General features: G+C 69.2%; 21 protein-coding genes. 15 read left to right on the top strand and 6 right to left on the bottom strand.

Annotation, left to right across the window (positions count from 1 at the left end; genetic code table 11):
- The first annotated feature begins 76 nt into the window (after positions 1-76).
- From aroA to ACSVDM_RS13105, 3 genes are all read left to right on the top strand, one after another.
- On the top strand, positions 77-1,387 hold the full coding sequence (aroA, locus tag ACSVDM_RS13115; protein WP_439265113.1) for a 3-phosphoshikimate 1-carboxyvinyltransferase: 1,311 nt from the start codon (positions 77-79) through the stop codon (positions 1,385-1,387).
- Positions 1,384-2,388, top strand: coding sequence for a ribosome small subunit-dependent GTPase A (gene rsgA, locus ACSVDM_RS13110; protein WP_208115331.1), 1,005 nt, complete (start codon positions 1,384-1,386; stop codon positions 2,386-2,388). Before aroA ends, rsgA begins: the two co-directional genes overlap by 4 nt.
- Positions 2,389-2,489: 101 nt before the next feature.
- Positions 2,490-2,807, top strand: coding sequence for a hypothetical protein (locus tag ACSVDM_RS13105; protein ID WP_225278907.1), 318 nt, complete (start codon positions 2,490-2,492; stop codon positions 2,805-2,807).
- A 72-nt stretch (positions 2,808-2,879) separates the two neighbouring features.
- On the opposite strand, the gene ACSVDM_RS13100 is transcribed toward ACSVDM_RS13105, so the two are convergent.
- The 3 genes from ACSVDM_RS13100 to ACSVDM_RS13090 all read right to left on the bottom strand — a co-directional run bounded on the left by ACSVDM_RS13100 (position 2,880) and on the right by ACSVDM_RS13090 (position 7,599).
- Positions 2,880-3,950, bottom strand: coding sequence for a hypothetical protein (locus ACSVDM_RS13100; RefSeq protein ID WP_439265019.1), 1,071 nt, complete (start codon positions 3,948-3,950; stop codon positions 2,880-2,882).
- A gap of 86 nt (positions 3,951-4,036) precedes the next feature.
- Positions 4,037-5,605, bottom strand: coding sequence for a protein kinase domain-containing protein (locus tag ACSVDM_RS13095; protein ID WP_439265018.1), 1,569 nt, complete (start codon positions 5,603-5,605; stop codon positions 4,037-4,039).
- A 62-nt stretch (positions 5,606-5,667) separates the two neighbouring features.
- The gene (locus tag ACSVDM_RS13090; protein ID WP_439265016.1) at positions 5,668-7,599 is read right to left on the bottom strand and encodes an N-6 DNA methylase; all 1,932 of its coding nucleotides are present in this window, start codon (positions 7,597-7,599) and stop codon (positions 5,668-5,670) included.
- 323 nt (positions 7,600-7,922) lie between these two features.
- Between ACSVDM_RS13090 and ACSVDM_RS13085 the strand changes: the two genes are divergently transcribed.
- From ACSVDM_RS13085 to ACSVDM_RS13075, 3 genes are all read left to right on the top strand, one after another.
- Positions 7,923-8,510 carry a DUF4352 domain-containing protein gene (locus tag ACSVDM_RS13085; protein WP_439265015.1) on the top strand — a complete coding sequence of 196 codons (588 nt, stop codon included), beginning with the start codon at positions 7,923-7,925 and terminating at the stop codon, positions 8,508-8,510.
- Positions 8,511-8,583: 73 nt separating this feature from the next.
- On the top strand, positions 8,584-9,027 hold the full coding sequence (locus tag ACSVDM_RS13080; protein WP_439265013.1) for a MarR family winged helix-turn-helix transcriptional regulator: 444 nt from the start codon (positions 8,584-8,586) through the stop codon (positions 9,025-9,027).
- 62 nt (positions 9,028-9,089) lie between these two features.
- Positions 9,090-9,527, top strand: a complete 438-nt coding sequence (locus tag ACSVDM_RS13075; protein WP_439265011.1) for a hypothetical protein — start codon at positions 9,090-9,092, stop codon at positions 9,525-9,527.
- On the opposite strand, the gene ACSVDM_RS13070 is transcribed toward ACSVDM_RS13075, so the two are convergent.
- On the bottom strand, positions 9,502-10,200 hold the full coding sequence (locus ACSVDM_RS13070) for a type 1 glutamine amidotransferase domain-containing protein (protein ID WP_439265009.1): 699 nt from the start codon (positions 10,198-10,200) through the stop codon (positions 9,502-9,504). The two genes, ACSVDM_RS13075 and ACSVDM_RS13070, sit on opposite strands and share 26 nt — an antisense overlap.
- Positions 10,201-10,229: 29 nt before the next feature.
- Positions 10,230-10,565 (bottom strand): ArsR/SmtB family transcription factor, encoded by a 336-nt coding sequence (locus ACSVDM_RS13065; protein WP_067491441.1) that lies wholly within the window; start codon positions 10,563-10,565, stop codon positions 10,230-10,232.
- 78 nt (positions 10,566-10,643) lie between these two features.
- On the opposite strand from ACSVDM_RS13065, the gene ACSVDM_RS13060 reads away from it, so the two are divergent.
- Genes ACSVDM_RS13060 through ACSVDM_RS13035 form a run of 6 tightly spaced genes read left to right on the top strand, consistent with a single transcriptional unit; the run spans position 10,644 to position 16,641 of the window.
- Positions 10,644-12,230 (top strand): ABC transporter substrate-binding protein, encoded by a 1,587-nt coding sequence (locus ACSVDM_RS13060; protein ID WP_439265007.1) that lies wholly within the window; start codon positions 10,644-10,646, stop codon positions 12,228-12,230.
- A gap of 20 nt (positions 12,231-12,250) precedes the next feature.
- Positions 12,251-13,204: an ABC transporter permease gene (locus ACSVDM_RS13055; protein WP_439265005.1), complete on the top strand. Its 954-nt coding sequence runs from the start codon at positions 12,251-12,253 to the stop codon at positions 13,202-13,204.
- Positions 13,197-14,027: an ABC transporter permease gene (locus ACSVDM_RS13050; RefSeq protein ID WP_439265003.1), complete on the top strand. Its 831-nt coding sequence runs from the start codon at positions 13,197-13,199 to the stop codon at positions 14,025-14,027. The genes ACSVDM_RS13055 and ACSVDM_RS13050 overlap by 8 nt, the downstream gene beginning before the upstream one ends.
- On the top strand, positions 14,024-15,091 hold the full coding sequence (locus ACSVDM_RS13045) for an ATP-binding cassette domain-containing protein (protein WP_439265002.1): 1,068 nt from the start codon (positions 14,024-14,026) through the stop codon (positions 15,089-15,091). The genes ACSVDM_RS13050 and ACSVDM_RS13045 overlap by 4 nt, the downstream gene beginning before the upstream one ends.
- Complete coding sequence (locus ACSVDM_RS13040) at positions 15,078-15,725, top strand: ABC transporter ATP-binding protein (RefSeq protein WP_439265000.1); 648 nt, start codon at positions 15,078-15,080, stop codon at positions 15,723-15,725. The genes ACSVDM_RS13045 and ACSVDM_RS13040 overlap by 14 nt, the downstream gene beginning before the upstream one ends.
- A 55-nt stretch (positions 15,726-15,780) precedes the next feature.
- A complete protein-coding gene (locus tag ACSVDM_RS13035) occupies positions 15,781-16,641 on the top strand; it encodes a D-arabinono-1,4-lactone oxidase (RefSeq protein ID WP_439264998.1) in 861 nt (286 codons plus the stop codon).
- Position 16,642: 1 nt separating this feature from the next.
- Here ACSVDM_RS13035 and ACSVDM_RS13030 read toward each other — a convergent pair whose 3' ends face one another.
- Entirely contained in the window at positions 16,643-17,755 is a 1,113-nt protein-coding gene (locus ACSVDM_RS13030) for a cytochrome P450 (RefSeq protein WP_439264996.1), read from the bottom strand.
- A gap of 205 nt (positions 17,756-17,960) precedes the next feature.
- Between ACSVDM_RS13030 and ACSVDM_RS13025 the strand changes: the two genes are divergently transcribed.
- The 3 genes from ACSVDM_RS13025 to ACSVDM_RS13015 are packed head-to-tail and all read left to right on the top strand — an operon-like array spanning position 17,961 to position 20,221.
- On the top strand, positions 17,961-18,989 hold the full coding sequence (locus ACSVDM_RS13025) for a 3-oxoacyl-ACP synthase III family protein (RefSeq protein ID WP_439264994.1): 1,029 nt from the start codon (positions 17,961-17,963) through the stop codon (positions 18,987-18,989).
- A gap of 6 nt (positions 18,990-18,995) precedes the next feature.
- Positions 18,996-19,862, top strand: a complete 867-nt coding sequence (locus ACSVDM_RS13020; protein ID WP_439264992.1) for a hypothetical protein — start codon at positions 18,996-18,998, stop codon at positions 19,860-19,862.
- A complete protein-coding gene (locus ACSVDM_RS13015; protein WP_439264990.1) occupies positions 19,859-20,221 on the top strand; it encodes a hypothetical protein in 363 nt (120 codons plus the stop codon). Before ACSVDM_RS13020 ends, ACSVDM_RS13015 begins: the two co-directional genes overlap by 4 nt.
- Positions 20,222-20,226 lie beyond the last annotated feature (5 nt).

Genomic DNA, 20,226 nt, shown 5'->3' with positions numbered 1-20,226 from the left:
GGTGGCACCGACGTCCGACAAGTTCGGCCGACGCGGCGACGCGAGTTCGCGCACCACCGGTGTGTTCGGTCCGCACATGAGGGAGGATGGGCAGGTGAGTTTCTGGCCAGCGCCCCACATCGAGGTCCCCGTCCACGCGACCGTCACCCTGCCCGGTTCGAAATCCATCACCAATCGCGCGCTCATCCTCGCCGCACTTGCCGATGGGCCGTCCATCCTCACCGGTGCCCTGCGCAGCCGCGACACCGACCTGATGATCGCCGCCCTGCGCGCCCTCGGCACCGAGATCGTCGGCGACGCCGAAACGCTCGAGGTCACCCCCGCGCCACTGCACAGTGCCGCCGTTGACTGCGGCCTCGCGGGCACCATCATGCGGTTCCTGCCGCCCGCCGCCGCCCTGGCCACCGGCGATGTCGCCTTCTTCGGCGACGAGCAGGCCAGGCACCGGCCGCTGTCGACCATCCTCGACGCGCTGCGCAGCCTCGGCCTCGACATCGAGGGCGACGCGCTGCCGTTCGTGGTGCACGGCACCGGGACGCTGCGCGGCGGTGAGGTCACCATCGACGCCTCCGGGTCCTCGCAGTTCGTGTCGGGCCTGTTGCTCTCGGCCGCCCGTTTCGAGCAGGGCATCACCGTCAACCACAGCGGTGGTGTGCTGCCCTCGATGCCGCACATCGAGATGACGGTGGAGATGCTGCGCCGCGCCGATGTCGCCGTCACCACCCCGAGCGACGTGCGCGGCGCGCAGACCTGGACGGTGGCGCCCGGCCCGATCCGCGCCGTCGACTGGGAGATCGAACCCGACCTGTCCAACGCGACGCCGTTCCTGGCGGCCGCCGCGGTCACCGGCGGCGAGGTGAGCGTGCCGATGTGGCCGCGCGGCACCACCCAGCCCGGTGACGTGATCCGCGAGATCCTGGTCCGCATGGGTGCCGAGGCCCGCGTCTTCGACGGGATCCTCACCGTGCGCGGGCCGGAACGGCTGGCGGGCATCGATATCGACCTGCACGACGTCGGCGAGCTCACCCCCACCGTCGCCGCGCTCGCCGCCCTGGCCGATTCGCCGTCGGTGCTGCGTGGCATCGCGCATCTGCGCGGGCACGAAACCGACCGTCTCGCAGCGCTTTGCGCCGAGATCAACCGGCTCGGCGGCAATGTCACCGAGACCGCCGACGGGCTCGAGATCGTGCCCGCCCCGCTGCACGGCGGGCAGTGGCATTCCTACGCCGATCACCGGATGGCCACCGCCGGTGCGATTCTCGGCCTGCGGGTGCCCGGTATCGAGATCGAGGACATCGGCACCACCGCCAAGACCCTGCCGACCTTCGTCGCGCTGTGGGAGCAGATGCTCGCGCCTGCGTTATCGGGTGAAGGAGTGGCGCGCTGAGTCGCCGAGGACGCAGCGCGGCCAGCTACGACGAATCCGATGTGCGGGTTCGTCCCGGCAAGGCCTCCTCCCGCCCGCGCACCAAGACCCGGCCGCAGCACAACGACGCCGAGGACGCCATGGTCGTCGCGGTCGACCGGGGCCGGTGGGGGTGTGTTCTCGACGGTGACCCCGACCGGCGCATAGTCGCCATGCGGGCCCGTGAGCTCGGCCGCACCCCGATCGTCGTCGGCGACCGGGTGGGCGTCGTCGGTGATCTCACCGGCAAGCCCGACAGTCTCGCCCGGATCGTCCGGGTCGCCGATCGGCGAACGGTGTTGCGGCGCACCGCCGACGACACCGATCCGTTCGAGCGGATCGTCGTCGCCAATGCCGAGCAGTTGTTCATCGTCGTCGCCCTGGCCGATCCGCCGCCGCGCACGGGTTTCGTGGAACGGACCATGGTCGCCGCGTATGCCGGTGGGCTGGAACCGATCCTGGTGCTCACCAAGCGTGATCTGGTCGCCGAGTCCGAATTCGCTTCGGCCTTCGAGGGTTTGGACCTGAAGATCCTGTACGCGGGGATCGACGACCCCATCGAACCGGTGGTGGAGATCTTGCGTGACCGGCTCACCGCGCTCATCGGGCATTCCGGGGTAGGCAAGTCGACGATGGTGAATCGCCTTGTACCCGATGCCTATCGGGCGGTCGGCGAGGTGTCGGGCGTGGGTAAGGGCAAGCACACCTCCACCCAGTCGGTGGCGCTGCCGCTGCCCGGTGGTGGCTGGGTGATCGACACACCGGGGGTGCGGTCGTTCGGTCTGGCCCACATCACGCCCGACGATGTGATCGCCTCGTTCACCGATCTCGCCGACGCCATCGAGGACTGTCCGCGCGGCTGCACCCATCTCGGGCCGCCCGCCGACCCCGAATGCGCCCTCGATCAGCTGCCCGGTGTCGAGCGACGGGTCGCCGCGATCCGCCAGTTGCTCACCGCGCTGATCTCCAATGAGGCGTGGTAGCACTCGATCAGCGCGCGAATGGGTCTCGGTCGGATTGCGAATTCGACTCGCGTTCGCTCGCGTTCACGACTGCGACACTCCGCGCCGGTACGGTCATGCCCATGAAGCCACCGGCGATCGGATATCTGCGCCGCGACATCTCGGGTGTCGCCCAGTCCTGGGACGAAACGCAGATCCGATCCCTAGCCGAACGCCTCGGTTACCGCTTCACCAAGACGGTGGCCTTCAGCGACCGCACCACCGATCCGCTCGGCCGCCTGCTCGACGTGGTCGCCGCGACCTCCGCCGCGGCCGTCGTCATGCCGAGCCTGGCCCACCTCGGTGACGACTTCCCCCACACCCTCCTCGCCGCCTGCGACATCGTCACCGTCGCCCCCGAGGTGACCCACACCCGCACCGCCCCGGCCTTACCCGCCTAGGAGACGAGGCGTCGCCGTCCGGCATCGGCGCCGTCGACGTGCCCGCCACGCGGGACTGGGAGCGTTCGCGGGTCAGATGAGCGGACGGTAGCGGCCGTCGGGGTCGGTGGTGAGTCTGCCTCGCCGGGTCGCGAGGGTGAGGGCGGCTTCGATGCGGTCTTCGGCGATGCCGGTGCGTTCGTGGGCGAACTGGGTGAGGGTGGACCAGACGAGGTCGTCGAAGGTGGGGCGGTTGTGCTGGGCCACATGGGTTATCGCGTTCGCGATCTCCTCGCCGCAGATCGTCTCGATGGGGCGGGTGGTGCCGGGTGGGGTGAATCGGAAGCCGCGCCAGGTGCCGGGGTCCACGTTGGACGGCCAGACGAAGACGCCGAGTGGGGTCGCGCGCACCAGTTCCTCAGGGACCTGACCGAGCACGCAGATCTGTTGTTTCTCGGAGGGTTTCGGCACGCCGAAGCGTTGGGCCACCAGCGTCACCAGGCGTCCGCGTTCGATCGGGCCCTCGATGGCGATGAGCTCGCGGACCGCGTCACGCACCCGGACGGGGATGGTCGCGGCACTGTCGCGGTCGAGGTCGACGGGCGAACCGAGCACGCTGGTCGGTGCGCTCGCGTAGGGAATTCCGGTGGGCAGCCAGTGGTGGATGCTCCGGGTGCTCGTCACCCACTCGGGCGTCTGTGCGACGGTCGCCGCGATCGGCGCGGACGGCGGAGTGTAGGCCGCGTACGGGAGGGGTTTGGGCGGCGTGACCGGAGGTTCGGGCCCAACGGGTGGCTGTCCGTCGGGTGCGTGGCCTGCCGGTGGCGACCCGAAATAGGCGGGACCCGAGGCAACCGGGCCGACGTGCGGGTGGCCGGGGCCTACCTGCGCGGAACCCGAGCCGCCCGCATGCGGGATGCCTGCAGGCGGGGCGTGCCAGGTTTGCCCAGGGTAGCCGCGCCTTTTATGGCGGTCGCCGATGACCAGCTGCCAGATCGACACTCCCGCGAGCGCGCACCCCGAGCCGAAGAACACCACGGCCAGGGTGATCTCGAACGGACTTCCGTTGCCGATTCCGGTGAAGTACCCGACGCTGCCGAGCAGCACCCCGAATGCCCCGGCCAGCAGCCCGACGACCCACCCGATTCTGCCGACCCACTGCACGGCACGATCTCCACTTCCGACGGCCGACACCGTCCCCTGTCAGCGATGCGAGCAGCTTACTCCGCCGGGAATGCCCCGGACGCACCTCAGCAGCGGAGTTCGGCCGCCAGCGCTTCGATCTTTCGGCGCATCGGGTCGTCGGGTGGCCGTAGCACCGCGAGGTCGTCCCGGAACCGGGCGACGAACCTGGCAGCCCGGGCGTGGTCGCCCGCGGCGGGCAGGTGCTCGGCGAGCGCGAGCCGGACCAGCAGCGCGTCGTCACCGAATTCGTTGTCTGCCGACCGTATTTCACCGAGCATCCGGTACAGCTCGTCGACCGCGGCCGCGGCGGTGAGCTCGCCGAGCGCGGCGCGGCAACCGATCGCGGCCACCCGCGCCCGCCTGCCCCTGGTGCCGGTGGGCTCCTCGATCGCTTCGACCCGCTGCCACTGCGCCAGCGCCCGGCGTTGTTCACCGGAGTGCTCGAGCGCGGTGGCGATATCGCGGTGCAGGTCGCCCAGCTGCGGACTGTCGGGCCCGAAGCGTTGTTCGGCCTGGTCGACGACGCCGAGCAGCACGTCGGCCGCCTGCGCGGCCCGGCCGAGCGCGAACAGTTCGCGATACCGCGCGGCGGCCTCGGACAGACCGGCGACGGCGGGCAGCTCAGGGGAAGGCTTGGGCGGCAGCGGTTCCACCACGGTGGCGGCGGGCGGATTGGGCCGGCGGAAGAGCCGCGTAGGGTCGGAATGGGTCCGCGAGGCGGGGTCCTCCGGTGCGCCCGGCGCGGGCAGGAACGGCAGCAGCCGCTCGTAGACGAGTTGCGCGCTCGACGGTCGCTGCGCCGGATCCTTGGCCAGCAGCTCGAGGACGAGCTGTTCGATCGGGGCCGGCACGTCCCGGCGCAGCGCGCGCAGCGGTGTCGGCGGGTCGGACAGGTGCCGGTTGTGGGTGTCGAACTCCGATCGAGCCTCGAAAACCCTTCGTCCACTGAACATCTCGTGCATCACGCAGCCGAGCGCGTACAGGTCGGCGCGTGGACCCGCCTCCTGCCCGTTCACCAGCTCGGGCGGCATGTAGGCGGCGGTACCGAGAACCGATCCGGTCCTGGTGATCCGCCCGGTGCTCCCGTCGAGCAGTGCCGCGATCCCGAAGTCGATCACCTTCACCGTGCCGTCGTGTGCGACAACGATATTGGCCGGTTTCAGGTCCCGGTGCACCACCGGCAGCACATGGGCATACGACAGCACCGTCGCGATCTGCGCGGCGATCGCGACGGCCCAGCCGACCGGCAGTTCACCGATCTCGGCCAGATAGTCCCGCAGCGTCACGCCGTCGATGTGCTCCATCACCAGGTACACGCTGTCGGCCTGCGCGTCGAGTACGGCGTCGAACACCTGGGGCACGCCGTGATGCCTGATCCGGGCCGTCACCCGTGCCTCACGGCGGAACCGGGCAACGAACTCGTCGACCAGATCGGCACGAGAGGCGAACTGGCGCACCGCGATCCGCTTCACGGCGACCGGCCGGTCGAGCACCGTGTCGTAGCCGGACAGCACCTCCCCCATCCCACCGGCACCGAGCACCCCGGTGATCTCGTACCGCCCGTCGACGATCTCGCCCACCACTACCCCCAGCTCGATACCGGTACCGGACGCCAGCACGATACTGCCCGGCACCGATCGGCACCGCCTCGACTACTCAACCGGGGCCGGTAGCGGTGTCGTCGGCGGCTCCTCGACTACTTCGCCGGTGGCTCGAGTGCGCCCGCCGTCAGGCCGGTGGCGATGTGGTCCGCGGCGGTGCGCGCGGCGTCGGCGGTGGTGCGGGCGCTCACCCGGAGTTGGTGCAGCCGGCGGAATGCCGCGCCGTAGCGTTCCTGTTCGGCGATCGGCAGCAGCGGGATGCGCAGGCGTGCGGGATCGAGGCGGATGGTGGTGGTGCCGAACATGGCGGCCGCGTTGTCGGGGCTGCCGATGAAGCCAGCGAAGAACCAGGGATCCACGCGGGCGGGATCGGTGCGGAAGACGAGCACGCCCGGCCCGGGGACAGCACCGATATCGGCGCCCTCGGCGACGCGGGCGCCCTGGGCGGCACCGTGGTCGTCGCGCAGCCGCGACACCAGGACATCGCCTTCTTCGATCGGCTCCGCCACCGGCGACCCGGGCGTCGTGATGCCCGACGGGTTGCGGCTGCCGAGCAGGTCGTGGCCCGTGAGCACCGGACGCGCGTCGTCGGCGGGGGCCGGGTCGGTGGTCGCGGTGACGATCCGCACCGCCTTACCGGCGATCAGGTTGCCGACCGCCACGTAACGCCAGTCGGTGCCGGGGGCCGAATCCCATTCGCGCACAGCCTCAGCCACCGCCCGCAGCTCGCCGAGGTGGTCACCGAGCGCACCGATCGCGGTGTGCGCTGCGGCGGAGGCGTTGCCCGGGTCGACCGCCGCACGCACCTGGCGGGCGGGCGTCAGATCCACATCGTCGTCGAGGACATCCATCACCCGAACCACGGCGGTGACATCGGGGACGGTCGCGGCCTGCGCGTCACCGGCGTCGAACGCACGCCAGGACTCGACCACCGTGGTCGCCAGGTGCTGCCAGTCCGGTTGGTCCCCGCGATTCGGCAGGCGGGTGGTGTCGGCGAACAGCAACGTGTCACCGGGACTACCGACACCGGGGCGGCGCAGCACCCACAGTTGCAGCCCCACCTGACGCGGCGTCGACGCGCCTGGCGGCAGCGCGATCACCGCGCGCAGGGCACCAGCCCGCAACAGTTCCATGCGGATCCGCCGACCCGAGGAGCGTGCCGCGACGGCGGGCGGCAGGAGAAGTACCGCGGTCGCGCCCGGGCGCAGGTGGGCGAGGGCGTGCTGTGCCCAGGCGAGTTCGGATTCGCCGCGCGGGGGCACCGAATACACCCAGCGCGGATCGAGCGCGAGTTCGTCGGCACCCCAATCACGTTGCGAATAGGGTGGATTCGAGATGACCGCATCGAATTCGGTCTCGGGGAAGGCGTCGGCGAGCAGGGCGTCACCGGCGCGGATGTCGGACTTCGCCTGCGGGACGAGGACGCCGAGCGCGGCCGCGGTGCGGCCGGCCTGCACCGGGAGGATGTCCTGCCCGTTCAGCTGCGTCGCGCCGATACGCGCGGCTTCGAGCAGGAGGGTGCCACCACCGCAGGCGGGATCGAGGACCGAACTCGGGGTGGGTGAGGTCGCGGCGGCGAGCAGGTCGGCCATGAGGGCCGCCACGGGCTGGTCGGTCGGGTAGACGCCGGTACTCGGCCCGTCGAGGCCACGTTCGGACAGCACCGCGAGCGTCTGGATGACGCCGACTTCGTCGATCGCCTCGCGGATGGCCTTGCGCACCTGATCGGCGGCCTTCGCACGCTTGTCGGCGACGAATGCCATGAGCGCGACGACCTCGTCGGGGGCGACCTCGGAGCGCAAGAGGGTGCGCAGCCGCTGCACCGGGGAATCGGCGGCGGTGACGCCATGGCCGCGCAACCACTGCTGCACCTCGGCGAGGTCGAACAGCGGCCGTTTCTCCGAGCCTCCCGGTACGGGCGCGGGGAAGTCGGCGTGGCGGCGCCGCCAATTGCTGACGGTCGCACGAGTGACGCCTGCCAACCGCGAGATCTCGGCGGCGGCCACGGTGGGCGTCGAGTCTGGCATGGGTCTCCTCTCGGCCCCCGGCCCTACCGGCCAGGTAGTCAAGGTCAAACCTTACATGGACTGGTTACTTATCCGTTCAGTCGTACACATTCCAGATACGTCAATCTTGAAAACATTGTTGTTCTGTTGCCAATGGCGCCTGTTCGGTGTAGCGTCCTTCTCAACGGAGCGGCAACCGGCCTGGAACCGCTTCCGAGGCGCAAATCCCTTGCGCGGCAACACATTCATGCTGCGGCATCCAGCCGGGCAACCCCCTCCCCATGACGCCGGACAGTCCGTCCCGGCGCGATCACACCTGACCTTTTCCAGACGAGGAGCCAGCCATGTCCCATCCCCAGCACACCAATCCCGGTGCCCCGCAGCAGCCCTACTACCCGCAGCCGCCGAAGAAGCGCAAGGTCTGGCCGTGGGTGCTCGGCGGCTTCCTGCTCGCGGTTCTCGCCCTCTTCGGCGGCTGCGCGGCCCTCATCGGCGGGGCCGCCAACGAGGTGGCCAAGAGCGAGCAGGCACGGTCGGTGGCCGCACCCGCGGGAACCGAGGTCCGCGACGGGAAGTTCGCGTTCACGGTGACGCGGGTCGACCCGCCGGTCCGCACGGTCGGCGACAACCCGTACCTGCAGAAGACCGCGCAGGGCGAATTCGTGCTCGTGCACGTCGAGGTGACCAATGTCGGCGATGTCGCCCAGCAGTACTTCGGGGCGAATCAGAAACTGATCGACGCTCAGGGTCGCGAGTTCGCCAACGACACCTCCGCGGAGATCAATGTCAACGACGAGCTCGTCGCCGAGATCAATCCGGGCAACAAGATCTCGATGGTCCTGGCGTTCGACGTGCCGACCGGCACCGACCCGGCGGCGGTCGAATTCCACGACTCGGCCTTTTCCAACGGTGCGCGGGTAGCGCTGAAGTAAGCGATCACCCGCCCTCGGTGCCCGGCGGTATCCGCCGGGCACCGAGCCGTGCGCGTACGGGAAAATGCGGGGTATGACCACTGACGACGGGCGACCCGGACCACCGATTATGAGCCCGAGCATCCTGGTGATCACCCTGTGCCGGCGGGTGGAGGCGGCACTGGGAGCGGGGCTGGCGCCGTTGGATCTGACGGTGGCGCGGCTGGGGCTGCTCGGGCATATCAACGGTGTGCCGGGGGCCTCGTTCAGCGAGCTGGCCCGGATGTCGGGGACCAGCGTGCAGAGCGTGCACACCTCGGTGAAGACGCTGGTCGGGGCGGGGTTGGTGCGGGACCGGACCGCGCGGGCGGGGTCGGCGTCGACCATCGAACTCACCGAAGACGGGGTCCGCTTGCTTGCGGCGGCACGAGAAGTGGTGTCGCAGGTCGATATTCAGCTCTTCGGCCCCGAGGCCGATCCGATCCAGCGACAGGTGGGGGCGGCGATTCTCGAGGCGTTCTCGGGTGCCTCGCCCTAGCACTTTCAACAACCATGAAGGTTGCGCTACGCTTCAAGCATGTTGAAGGCTGGAGGTCGGTAGTGGAACATTTCTTGCTGTCGGTGCATGTGCTCGCGGGCATCGTTTTCGTCGGTGGCTCGGCGGTCGCCACCAGTCTTTTCCCCCGCTACGCGCCGATCGCCGCGCCCGAACCCGATTCGGTGCGCAGCCGGTCGGTGGCCGTCGCGATGCACCGCATCACCGGCAACTACGCGAAACTGGCGATCATCGTGCCGGTGGTCGGGATCATCCTGGCCACCATCCAGGGCCGGATGAACGAAATCTGGATCACCTCGGCCATGATCACCACGGCCATCGCGGGCGGCCTGCTCGCGGTGCAGATCCATCCGATGCAACGGCAGGCACTCGACGAGCCCGACGACGGCAAACGCCTGCGGATGCTGTCGATGCTGGCGGGGATCTACAACCTGCTGTGGACGGCCGTCGTCGTGCTCATGATCGTGCGCCCGGGCGGCTGAGCACGTCGAGGAAGACGGCGACGAGGTCGCGGGTCGAGGCGGGGTTCTGGCCCGTGTGCAGGCAGCGATCCGATTCCACATGGGGCGCGAAGGGTTCGGCGCAGCGGTAGTCGACACCGAGTTCGGTGAGCCGGTCCTGCAGGAGCCAACGCGCCCGATCGGCCAGCCCGTTGAGGTCTTCCTCGGCATTGCTGAAGGCGGTCACGCGGTAGCCCGCGAAGTCGTCGCCGGTGGCGAGCAGGGCTGCGGGGCCGTGGCTGATCAGCGCCGTCGGCTTGTCCGCGCGGAGGGCGTCGACGAGCAGCGCGGCGGAATCGGCGTTGCCTGCGAGGTCCTCCATCGGCCCGTAACCGCCGGGGTAGTAGAGGGCGTCGACGTCGGCGGCGGAGATCTCGCCGAGTGCGACGGGATTTTCGAGAACCGTCGCGCCCTTGATCGTTTCGGCCACTTCCTGCGCTTTGTCGTTGCCGCCGTTGGCATTCGGCGCGAGGCTGCCGAGGTCGACGGGCGGCACCACCCCGCCGGGCGTCGCCACAAGCACCTCGTGTCCCACCTCGCGGAAGGCCAGGTAGGCGATGGTGAATTCGGCGGCCCAGTAGCCGGTGTAGTGCTTGGCGCCGGTGGTGAGACTCCAGCGGTCGGCACCGGTCATCACGAACAGGATCTTCGCCATCATCGCCTCCCGAACAGGGCCGATCGACGTCAGGTGTGTTTGGCGCCGATGGTGTGCAGAATCTCGTGGATGATCGGGTCGGCGAGCCGGTTGGTGACCGATCGGCCTTCCCGGCTCGATACGACGCACCCCTCGTGCCGCAGCACGCGCAGCGCCTGGGAGATCGCGTTCTCGGTGCGCCCGATCGCGGCCGCGAGCTCACCCACGCTGATGCCGGGGGTGCGGTGCAGGCAGAGCAGGATCTCCAGCCGGTTGGGGTCCGAGAGCAGGTCGAATCGCTGCGCCCACGCGCGGATCTCGACATCACCGATCGCGCGCCTGCCGAGCTCGACCGGCGACCCGTCCAGTGTGCGTGGCTCTCCCATAACGCCCTCAGCTTAGTCGCCGGGTTCGGCACCGGACTATCATCTGTCCATCTGTTCAGATAAACAGCTAGGAACATCATGATGCGAATTCGGACCGTCGCGGGGGCCGCGTTCGCGCTGGTACTCACCGCCTGCGGTGCGCCGACCGCCACGACCACCGATTCGCTTGTCCTCGCGGATGCCGCCGAACTGGGCGGATACAACCCGATCGCCGGTTACGGCGCGGCAGGCGAGGCGAAGATCTACGACGGTCTGCTCCGGCTCACCGGTGGTTCCGGGATGCCCGGTTTCGCACCCGCGCTGGCCACCGAGTTGCCGAGAGCCGAACCCGGTGCCGCCGTGTGGACGGTGCCGCTGCGCACGGGCGTGCGGTTCAGCGACGGAACCGCGTTCGACGCGGCCGATGTGGTGGCCACCTATCGCGCGATCCTCGACCCTGCCTCGGCTTCGGAGGTCCGTTCGTCGTTCTCGATGATCGAGCGGGTCGAGGCCGTCGATCCCGCCACCGTGCGATTCACGCTGCGGCACCCGTATGCCGCGTTCCCCACCAAGCTGCTCATCGGGATCGTGCCGTCGGAGGCAGTGGCCGAACCAGGGCCCGCCACCGAGTCGGCGCTCAACACGAAGCCGGTCGGCACGGGGCCCTACCGGCTGACGACCCTCGAACCGACCCGAGCCGTCTTCGCGGCGAACGAGAACTATTGGGGCGGTGCGCCTGTCGTGAAGCGGCTCACGGTGCTCCACGTCCCCGACGACAACACCCGCGCGCAGCGGATGGCGAGCGGCGAGCTGGACGGAACCTCGCTGCCGCCGCTGCTGGCCGCCACCTTCGCCGACCGCGCGCCGATGTCGGTGCACGCCAACACCTCTGCCGATTGGCGCGGTGTCTCCCTGCCCGCCGGTGATCCGGTGGCCGGTGATCCCGCGGTCCGGCTCGCGCTGAATTTCGCCGTGGATCGGCAGGCCATGATCGACAACATCCTCGGTGGGTACGGGCGGCCCGCTTACACCCCCGTTCCGGAGGTATACGGCGAATCCCACGACCCCACCGCGACTTTCGCCTTCGACCGGGCGCGTGCCGAGCAGATCCTCGACGCGGCGGGCTGGCCGCGCGGTGCGGACGGCGTGCGCGCGAAACAGGGTGTGCGGGCCCGGTTCACGGTGATGTACAACTCCACCGATACCTTGCGCCGTGACCTCGCCATGGCGTTCGCCTCCGACGCTCGCCGGGTCGGTGTGGAGGTGGATCTCGAAGCGTTGTCCTGGGATCGGATCGAACCCCGGATCGAACGGGCGGGCATTCTGCTCGGCGGCGGCAGCGAACCCTTCGACCCCGATACGCAGGCCTACAACACCCTGCACACCGTCGATCCGGGCGCGGGCAGCCCGTACGACAATGCGAGCCGCCGCTCCGATCCCGCGATCGATGCCCTGCTCGAAAAGGCCAGGCGCACCCTCGATCCGGCGGACCGGGCGGCCGCCTACCGTGCGGTGCAGACCCGCTACGCCGAGGACCCGAGCCACGTTTTCCTCGTCCATCTTGATCACACCTATGTGGTGAAGGATTCGGGTTGGACGATGTCGGGACCGGTGCTCGAGCCACACGCGCACGGCGTGACGTGGGGGCCGTGGTGGTCGCTGCAGACCTGGACGCGCGGCTCGTGAGGGGTCGTGGCATCGCGCGGATGACGCGGCGGCGGGTGCTGACGATGATTCCGGTGCTGGTCGCGGTGTCGGCGGCGCTGTTCGCCGCGGCCGCGGTCTCACCGTTCGACCCACTCGTCGGCTACCTCGGCGACCGCTACGTCACCACCGGCGCCGCCGATCGCGCGGTACTCGCCGGGCAGTTGGGGCTCGACGTGCCCTGGTACCGGCTCTACGCGCAGTGGGCCGCCGACCTGTGCACCGGCGACCTCGGGGTGTCGCGCAGCTTCGCTCAGCCGGTGGGTGAGCTTCTCGCCCAGCGCATTCCGTGGACGATGCTGCTGGTGGTGGTCGCCATGACGGTGGCGGTCGCGGTGTCGCTCGTGGCCGGGGTGGTCGCGGGGATGCGCCGCGGTGGCCTGCTCGACCGGGTGGTGAGTGCCGTCTGCGTCGCCCTGCAGGGGCTGCCGCCGTTCGTGGTGTCGCTGGCCGTGATCGGGGTGTTCGCGGTGGGGCTCGGGTGGTTGCCGCCTGCGGGGCTCACCGATGCGGGCGCCGCGGTCGATGCGGCGCAGGTCGCGCGCCACCTGGTGTTGCCCGCCGCCGCCCTGGCGGTCTCGCAGCTGCCGTGGTTGTTGCTCGCCGTGCGGGAAACGGTGGCCGCCAATCGCGGTGAGGACTTCGTGGTGGGCGCGGTGACGCGCGGCATCGACACCGCGACCATCACCCGCCGCCACATCCTGCCTTCCTCGCTGGCCCCGTTCGTCACGATCCTCGGTGCGCGACTGCCCGAAGTGGTGGTCGGTGCGGTGCTGGTGGAGGAGATCTTCTCCTGGCCGGGGGTGGCGGGCGCCTTCGTGCAATCGGCGAAGGACCTGGATATGGCGTTGCTGGCCATACTGACGGTCGCCACGACGGGTGCGGTGCTGCTCGGTTCGCTGCTCGCCGACATCGCGGTGGTACTGCTGGATCCCCGGGTGCGGGCCGATGGGTGAGCATGCTCGGCGACGACTGGTCGTCGCGGTCGCGGTGCTGGTCGCCGTGCTGATCTACGCGCTGGTCGTGCCGTGGCTCGGTGGCGTCGACGACCGGCTCACCGATTTCGCCCAGGCCCGGCAGGCGCCGTCGGCGCGGTGGTGGTTCGGTACCGATGCGGCGGGACGGTCGCTGTTCGTGCGGATCGCGGCGGCGCTGCGCACCTCGCTGGTGGTCGCGGTGTGCGCGGCGGCGGTGTCGACGGTGCTCGGTGTGCTGGTCGGTGCGGTATCGGCGCTGGCAGGCGGGCGGGCCGACCGGGTGCTGATGCGGTTCGCCGACACCGCCAATGCCCTGCCGCATCTGCTGCTCGGCATCGTGATCGTCGCGCTGTTCCGGGGCAATACCGTGGCGGTGGTGTTGTCCATCGGGCTCACGCATTGGGTTCAGGTGGCGCGGATCGTGCGGGCGGAGAGTCTGAGCCTGCGTGAACGCGACTATGTGGCTGCCGCAGTGCTGGCCGGTGCCGGGCGCACCCATCTGTTCACGCGGCACCTGTTGCCCGCGGTGACACCGCAAGCGTTGATCGCGGTGGTTCTGCTTCTGCCACATGCGATCTGGCATGAATCGACGCTGTCGTTCCTCGGGTTCGGGTTGCCGCCGCACGAACCGAGTCTCGGCACGCTACTGGAGGAGGCGCGGGGTTCGCTGTTACTCGGGGGCTGGTGGACATTGGTGTTCCCGGCGGGATTCCTGGTGGTGACGACCATTGCGGTCGCTGTGGCCGGGTCGTCGCTGCGGGGGATTCTGGTGCCGCCCAAGCCTTCCCGGATTCCGCGATGAACGGGGTCGGCGTAAGCCCCTGTGGGGGGCTGCGGATCAATGGGCTGACGGTGCGGATCCCCGTGCGACGTGGCGTCGTGCATGCGGTGAGCGAGGTATCGCTCGAGGTTGCGGCGGGCACGGTCACAGCGCTCGTCGGTGAATCCGGTTGCGGGAAGTCGATTGTCGCGAGTGCGGTGATGGGGGTATTGCCGCGGGCGGCGATGGTGAGTGGGTCTGTTCAACTCGATCTTCGTGGTCGGAGCGTGCACATCGTCGGTGACCGCGTCGGATCGCGCCCGCCGGCGAGCGCTGGAACCGATCCTGACGCTTCACAATCCGACAGCACTCAACCGATTCCGGGAACTGCGGAGCAACTCCGCACAGATAAGGGCAGGGGCAGCGCGCCCCGATGGTCGGCGCGTCGTCGCCAGGTCGAACCGTACCGTGGTCGTCATATCGCGCTGGTCCCCCAGTCCGCGAGCACACACTTCACACCGGTTCGCACTATCGGCTCGCAACTCGCGGAAACCGTTGCGGCGCTGGGAACCTCGCACACACCGGCAGACCTGCTGCGCCGAGCCGGGCTCGAACCCACAGCATTGGACCTCTATCCGCACCAACTGTCCGGCGGAATGGCGCAGCGGGCGGCGGTCGCGGCGGCGCTGGCCGGTGACCCGGCGGTGATCGTCGCCGACGAACCGACGGCCGGGCTGGACCGCGACCACACCGATCGGATCGGCGCCCTGCTGCGTGAGTGCGCCGACGCGGGTGCGGCCGTCCTGCTCATCACCCACGATCTGAGTCACCTGCTGCGGGCGGGGATCGCCGACACGGTGGCGATCATGTACGCCTCGCGGTTGATGGAGGTGGGGCCCGCGGCCGAGGTGTTCGCGGATCCGTGGCACGACTACACGCGCGATCTGCTCGCCGCGCTGCCGGAGAACGGTCTGCACCCACTCCCCCATCCACCACGGGAGCTGACGAATCTGTCCGACATCTGCCCCTACGCGGGTGGACCTACTGCGCTGGTTCCGCGGCGGCAACGCATGATTCGGAAAGGTGTCGACGGTGCTCATCGCTGATTCGATCACTGTCGGCTACGGCAGCCCCGTACTCCAGGACGTGACGCTGACGATCTCGCCCGGTGAGATCATCGGACTCGGCGGCGAATCCGGTTCGGGCAAAACAACTCTCGCCGCCGCCTTGGCGGGACTGCGCACGCCCGATACGGGGCGCGTCGCGGTCGACGGCGAACCACCCCGACGCGCACGCGGCACCACAGCCATGGTCTTCCAATCCCCGCGCGCCGCGACCAATCCCCACTTCACCGTGGCGCAGATCATCGCCGAGCCCGCCCGAATCCATCGCCGCCCCATCGATATCCCCGCCCTGGCTACCTCGGTCGGCCTAACCCCCGACCTCCTCGACCGCCGCCCCCACACCCTCAGCGAAGGCCAACTCCAACGCGCCTGCCTGGCCCGCGCCCTCGCCCAGAACCCGCGCTACCTACTCCTCGACGAACCCACCGCCATGCTCGACGCGGCGACAACCGCCGCCGTCATCCGCCTGGTCGTCCAGCACGCCACCACCCTCGGCGTCCTCCTCATCAGCCACGACCCCGCCCTCCTCGAGGTGGCATGCACCCGCGTGCACACCCTGCACAAGGGCACACTTTCTCCACAACTCCCTCAGGCGGGGCTCAGCGAACCGATTTAGCGTGGCCGAGTGACACGGCGACGACCGCGATTTGTTCTGGGCCACCGTGGGCGGGATGGGACTCACCGGAATCGTCACCGGTGCGCGAATCCGGTTGAAGCACACCGAAACCGCGTACTTCCTCGTCGACAACGACCGCACCCGCGATCTCGACGAGACCATGGAATTGCTCACGGGTGGGTCCGACGACGGCTACGACTATTCGATGGCGGTGCCCGACACCATTTCCACCGGGGCGAAGCTCGGCCGCGCGGGTTTCAGTCGTGGGTCGCTGGCCACGCTCGATCAGCTACCGCCGAAATTGCGCGCCAGGCCGCTGACTTTCGATGCGCCACAACTGTTCACGGTGCCCGATATCTTCCCCAACGGTATGGTCAACGCCGTCACCACGCGCATCGCCGGGGAGGCGGCGCACCGGATGTTTCCCCGCCGGGCACGCGGCCGGATCCAGAATCTGACGCAGTTCTATCACCCGCTCGACCTGCTCGGGGAATGGAATCGCGCCTACGGCAAACGGGGTTTCCTGCAATACCAGTTCTCGATGCCCTTCGGCGCCGAACAACACCTGGCCGATGCCGTCCGCGCCATCGCCGAATCTGGCAATCACTCGTTCCTCAATGTGTTCAAACGCATGGGCGCGAGCAATCCGGCACCGCTGTCCTGGCCCCACCCCGGCTACATGCTCAGCCTGGATTTCGCTTTCACCGACGGCCTCGGCCGGTTCTGCGCCGAACTCGACGAACGGGTCCTCGCCGCCGGCGGACGCCTCTACTTCGCCAAGGACTCCCGCACTACCCCGGGAATGATCGAAGCGATGTACCCCCGCCTCGACGAGTGGCGGCGCACCCGGAACCGAATCGACCCGGAGGGTGTTTTCGCCTCCGACCTCGCCCGCCGCCTGCGTCTCCTCGGCTGACTCAGGCGAGCCGGATGCGCAGGGATTCGTAGGTGGGGATGAAGACTTTGCGGCGGTAGCGGCGTTCGACGATTTCCCAGGGACGGCCTGCGGCAGTGAGGGATTCGAGCAGGGCGGTGAGTTCGGAGTGGACCAGTTGCGCGCCCAGGCACAGGTGGCGGCCGCCGCCGAACCAGAGCTGGCGGGTTTCGGGGTTGTAGTCGCGGTGGATGTCGAAATCGCCCGCGGCGTTGTTGATGGTCCAGGTGAGGATCTTGACGTGATCGCCGGCTTTCAGATCGCGGTCGGCGACGCGGACGTCGGCGGTGACGGAGCGGCCGACGAGGTAGGCGGGGCTCGTGACGCGCAGGGTTTCGCGGACCGCGTCGGGCAGGCGGTGGGGTGCGGCGAGCAGGGCGCGGTGCTGGTCGCTGTCGTGCATGATCGCGACCATCCTCGTCATGGCGCTGGCCAGGGTGTCGGTGCCCGCGACCGCCATGAGGATCGCCAGCCCGGCCGCGTGTTCGACGGCGAGGCCGAGCTCGCGGCAGCGGCCGAGGGTGGTGTCGGGGTCGGCGCGCTCGTAGGCGGCGGGAACATTCACGGCGAGCCGGGTGGCCAGTTCCCTGGCCCGCGCCACCGCGACCGGGTCGAGGGTGGTGGAGGTCATGGTGCCGAAACCCAGGTTGACCAGCTCCTCCACATGATGGAACAGGCGAAGGAACAGCGCGTCCTGGTCGTCGTCGGGATCCCCGCCGATGGCCGCGGCGATGTCCTCGGGTCGCATACCGACCAGGTCGGAGACGCTGCGGCCGACGAGGATCTGCGCGCGGGCGGCCATGTCGACGGTCTCGCCCGCTGCCAGTCGCTCCCGCAGATCGCGCAGATCGGGACCGATGACCCGCCGGACCAGCGCGTCGGTGTGGGTGAGGGTGAACAGGTCACGCACCCTGGTACGCAATTCGGTGTGCCCGGGGCCTTCGAACAGGTCCTGCACCCAGTCACCGATCACCTGCGACCACCAGTGCCCCGCCGCGCCCTCGGAGACGATGCTGAAGTGGGTGCTGTCGTTGTAGATCTGCCGGGCGATCACGGGATCGGCGACGAACCAGCCGAGTGCGGGCACTTTGCGCACCGGCCGCGCGACCCGTCCCAGCAGCAATAAGCCCGGTAACCAGGGCTGACCTGCGGCTAGTAGGGTGAGTTCACGGCGACGAGCAGTACTCCACACCCCGGCAGAATCTAGCTGACCAGGCCCGATTAGTGAAGGTCTGTGACTAGGATCGGCGGCACGCGCGGTGGCGGAGTCGGCCTTCGCGCGATAGCTGGAAGTGACACACATGGTGAGATCGACAATCGAAGCGATCGGCGCGTACCTGCCGTCCCGCGAGCTGACCACGACGGAACTGATGAGCAGGCTGGCCGTCGAGGCGCCGCTGGATCTGGAGAAGGTCAGCGGGGTCAGGGCCCGCCGGGTGCGCGGTGACGACGAGGACTCGTTCACCATCGCCCTCGCCGCGGCCCGCACCGCACTGGACAACTCGCGCTACGAGGCCGCCGACCTCGATGTGGTGATCTCGTGTTCGATCACCCGCACCCGTGGCACCGATTTCTGCCTGGAACCGTCGTTCGCGCTGATGCTGCGCAACAGCCTCGGCGCCACCCGCGCGATACATTTCGACGTCTCCAATGCCTGCGCGGGCATGCTGACCGGAGTACTGGTGCTGGACAGGATGATTCGGTCCGGCGCGGTGAAACGCGGCCTGGTGGTCTCCGGTGAGTGCATCACGCCGATCTCCGACACCGCGGTCCGCGAGATCTCCGAGAAGTACGACCCGCAATTCGCCTCGCTCACCGTCGGCGACGCGGGCGCGGCCGTGCTGCTCGAGGCCACCGACGGGCCCGGCCTGGACTATGTGGAACTCAATACCAGCGCCGCCTACGCCAAGTTGTGTCTCGGTATGCCGAGCGACCGCAGCGCGGGCGTGGCGCTCTACACCGACAACCGGGCGATGCACAACGAATCACGGTATCTGCTGTGGACCTCGCGTCAGCAGCGGTTCCTCACCGAACGCGACTCGAGTTTCGCCGCCGAGGGCTACGACTACCTGATCCACCACCAATTCAGCGGCCCGGCAGTGGAATTGATCGACAAGATCGCCGAGCGCGAGTTCGACTCGGTGATGCCACCCAAACTCGCCGTGCTCGACAAGTACGGAAACACCGCGTCGACTTCACATTTCGTCGTTCTGCACGACGCGCTGCGGGACGGCCGGATCGCACCGGGGTCGAAGGTATTGCTCGTGCCCGCCGCCTCCGGGGTGGTCGCGGGATTTTTGTCGGTGACACTGGGCGATCTTCGGGTATAGGACAGTATGGGAATTATCATTTCGGCGGCGATCACACGCACCGGCGGCGTCAGCTCGGTGGGTCAGGCGGCCGAGGCCGCCCGCGCCGCGCTCGACGCGGCGGGCTGTCCGCACGAGCAGGTCGACGCGCTCATCAATGTCGGGGTGTACCGCGACGCCAACCTGGTGGAACCAGCGGTGGCCGCGCTCATCCAGCAGGCCGCCGGTGTGGGCCTCGAGTACCGGCCCGGCGATGTGCCGTGCCTGTCGTTCGACCTCATGAACGGCGCCTGCGGGCCGGTGAACGCCATCGGCGTGGCCGCCTCGCTGCTGGCCGACCTACCCAACGGGCACGTGGTGATCGTCTCCGGTGACGCGCATCCGTCGATGAGCGCGGACGCGCACTTCCCGTTCCAGCCCGTGGGTGCGGCGTTCGTCCTCGAGAACCGGGCCGACGTGGCCGGTTTCGGTGACGTCCACGTGAGCGCCGGTGACAGCCTGCCCGATGCGCAGGGGTATGTGGCTCTCGCCGAGATGGGCGCCGAGGGACGCTCGGCGCTGACCGTCGAACTCGCCACCGGCACAGCCGAACTCGTCGAGCACGCGGTGATCGCCGCCCGCGACGCACTGACCACCGACGGTCTCGACGCGGCCGATACAGTACTGGTGTGCGGTAAGCCGACGCCGGAATTCGCCTCCGAACTGGCGCGCGAACTCGGCGTCGCGGCGGTGGTGACCGACGACTTCGCCGGTGATGCCCATACCTCCGCCCTCACCGGCGCCTATGTCGCCGCGCGAGCGGCGGGACACGACAATCGTGCGCTGCTGTTCGTCGCCGCCGACGGCGGGCCGACGGCGGCGGCGGTGACCTACCGAGGACAGGGAGTGCGGTGAGCAGTCGTCCGTTGCATGCGGTCTCTACGGAGGGCGATTTCTGGCAGGTGAGTGTGCCACAACCGGGCCGTCACCGGGCCGAACCCCCGCGTGCCCCGAGTCGCGAGGCGGTGCTCGCACTGCGGGCGATCCCGATTTTCGGGTGGTTGTTCCTGATCCTCGGTGTCATCCGCCCATTCCGCACCAAGCTGCTGCGGGTCGCGTTCTGGATCGATGTGGTGCTCAGTGTCGGCGTGCACGCCGCGCAGATCCCGGCCGCGCGGCGGGTGGCCGCCGAACGCGGTATCCCCGCAGGCCGGGCCGCGCTGATGACGATGCTGCTCGGCGCCACCTGGTGGAAGACCCTGGGCGAGCCATGACCGAA

Origin of the sequence: Nocardia sp. JW2 (assembly GCF_051843015.1) — a bacterium.
In the GTDB taxonomy this organism is placed as follows: domain Bacteria; phylum Actinomycetota; class Actinomycetes; order Mycobacteriales; family Mycobacteriaceae; genus Nocardia; species Nocardia coubleae.
Note: the sequence above shows the minus strand (reverse complement) of the source record. Positions and strands in the feature narration are given on the sequence as shown.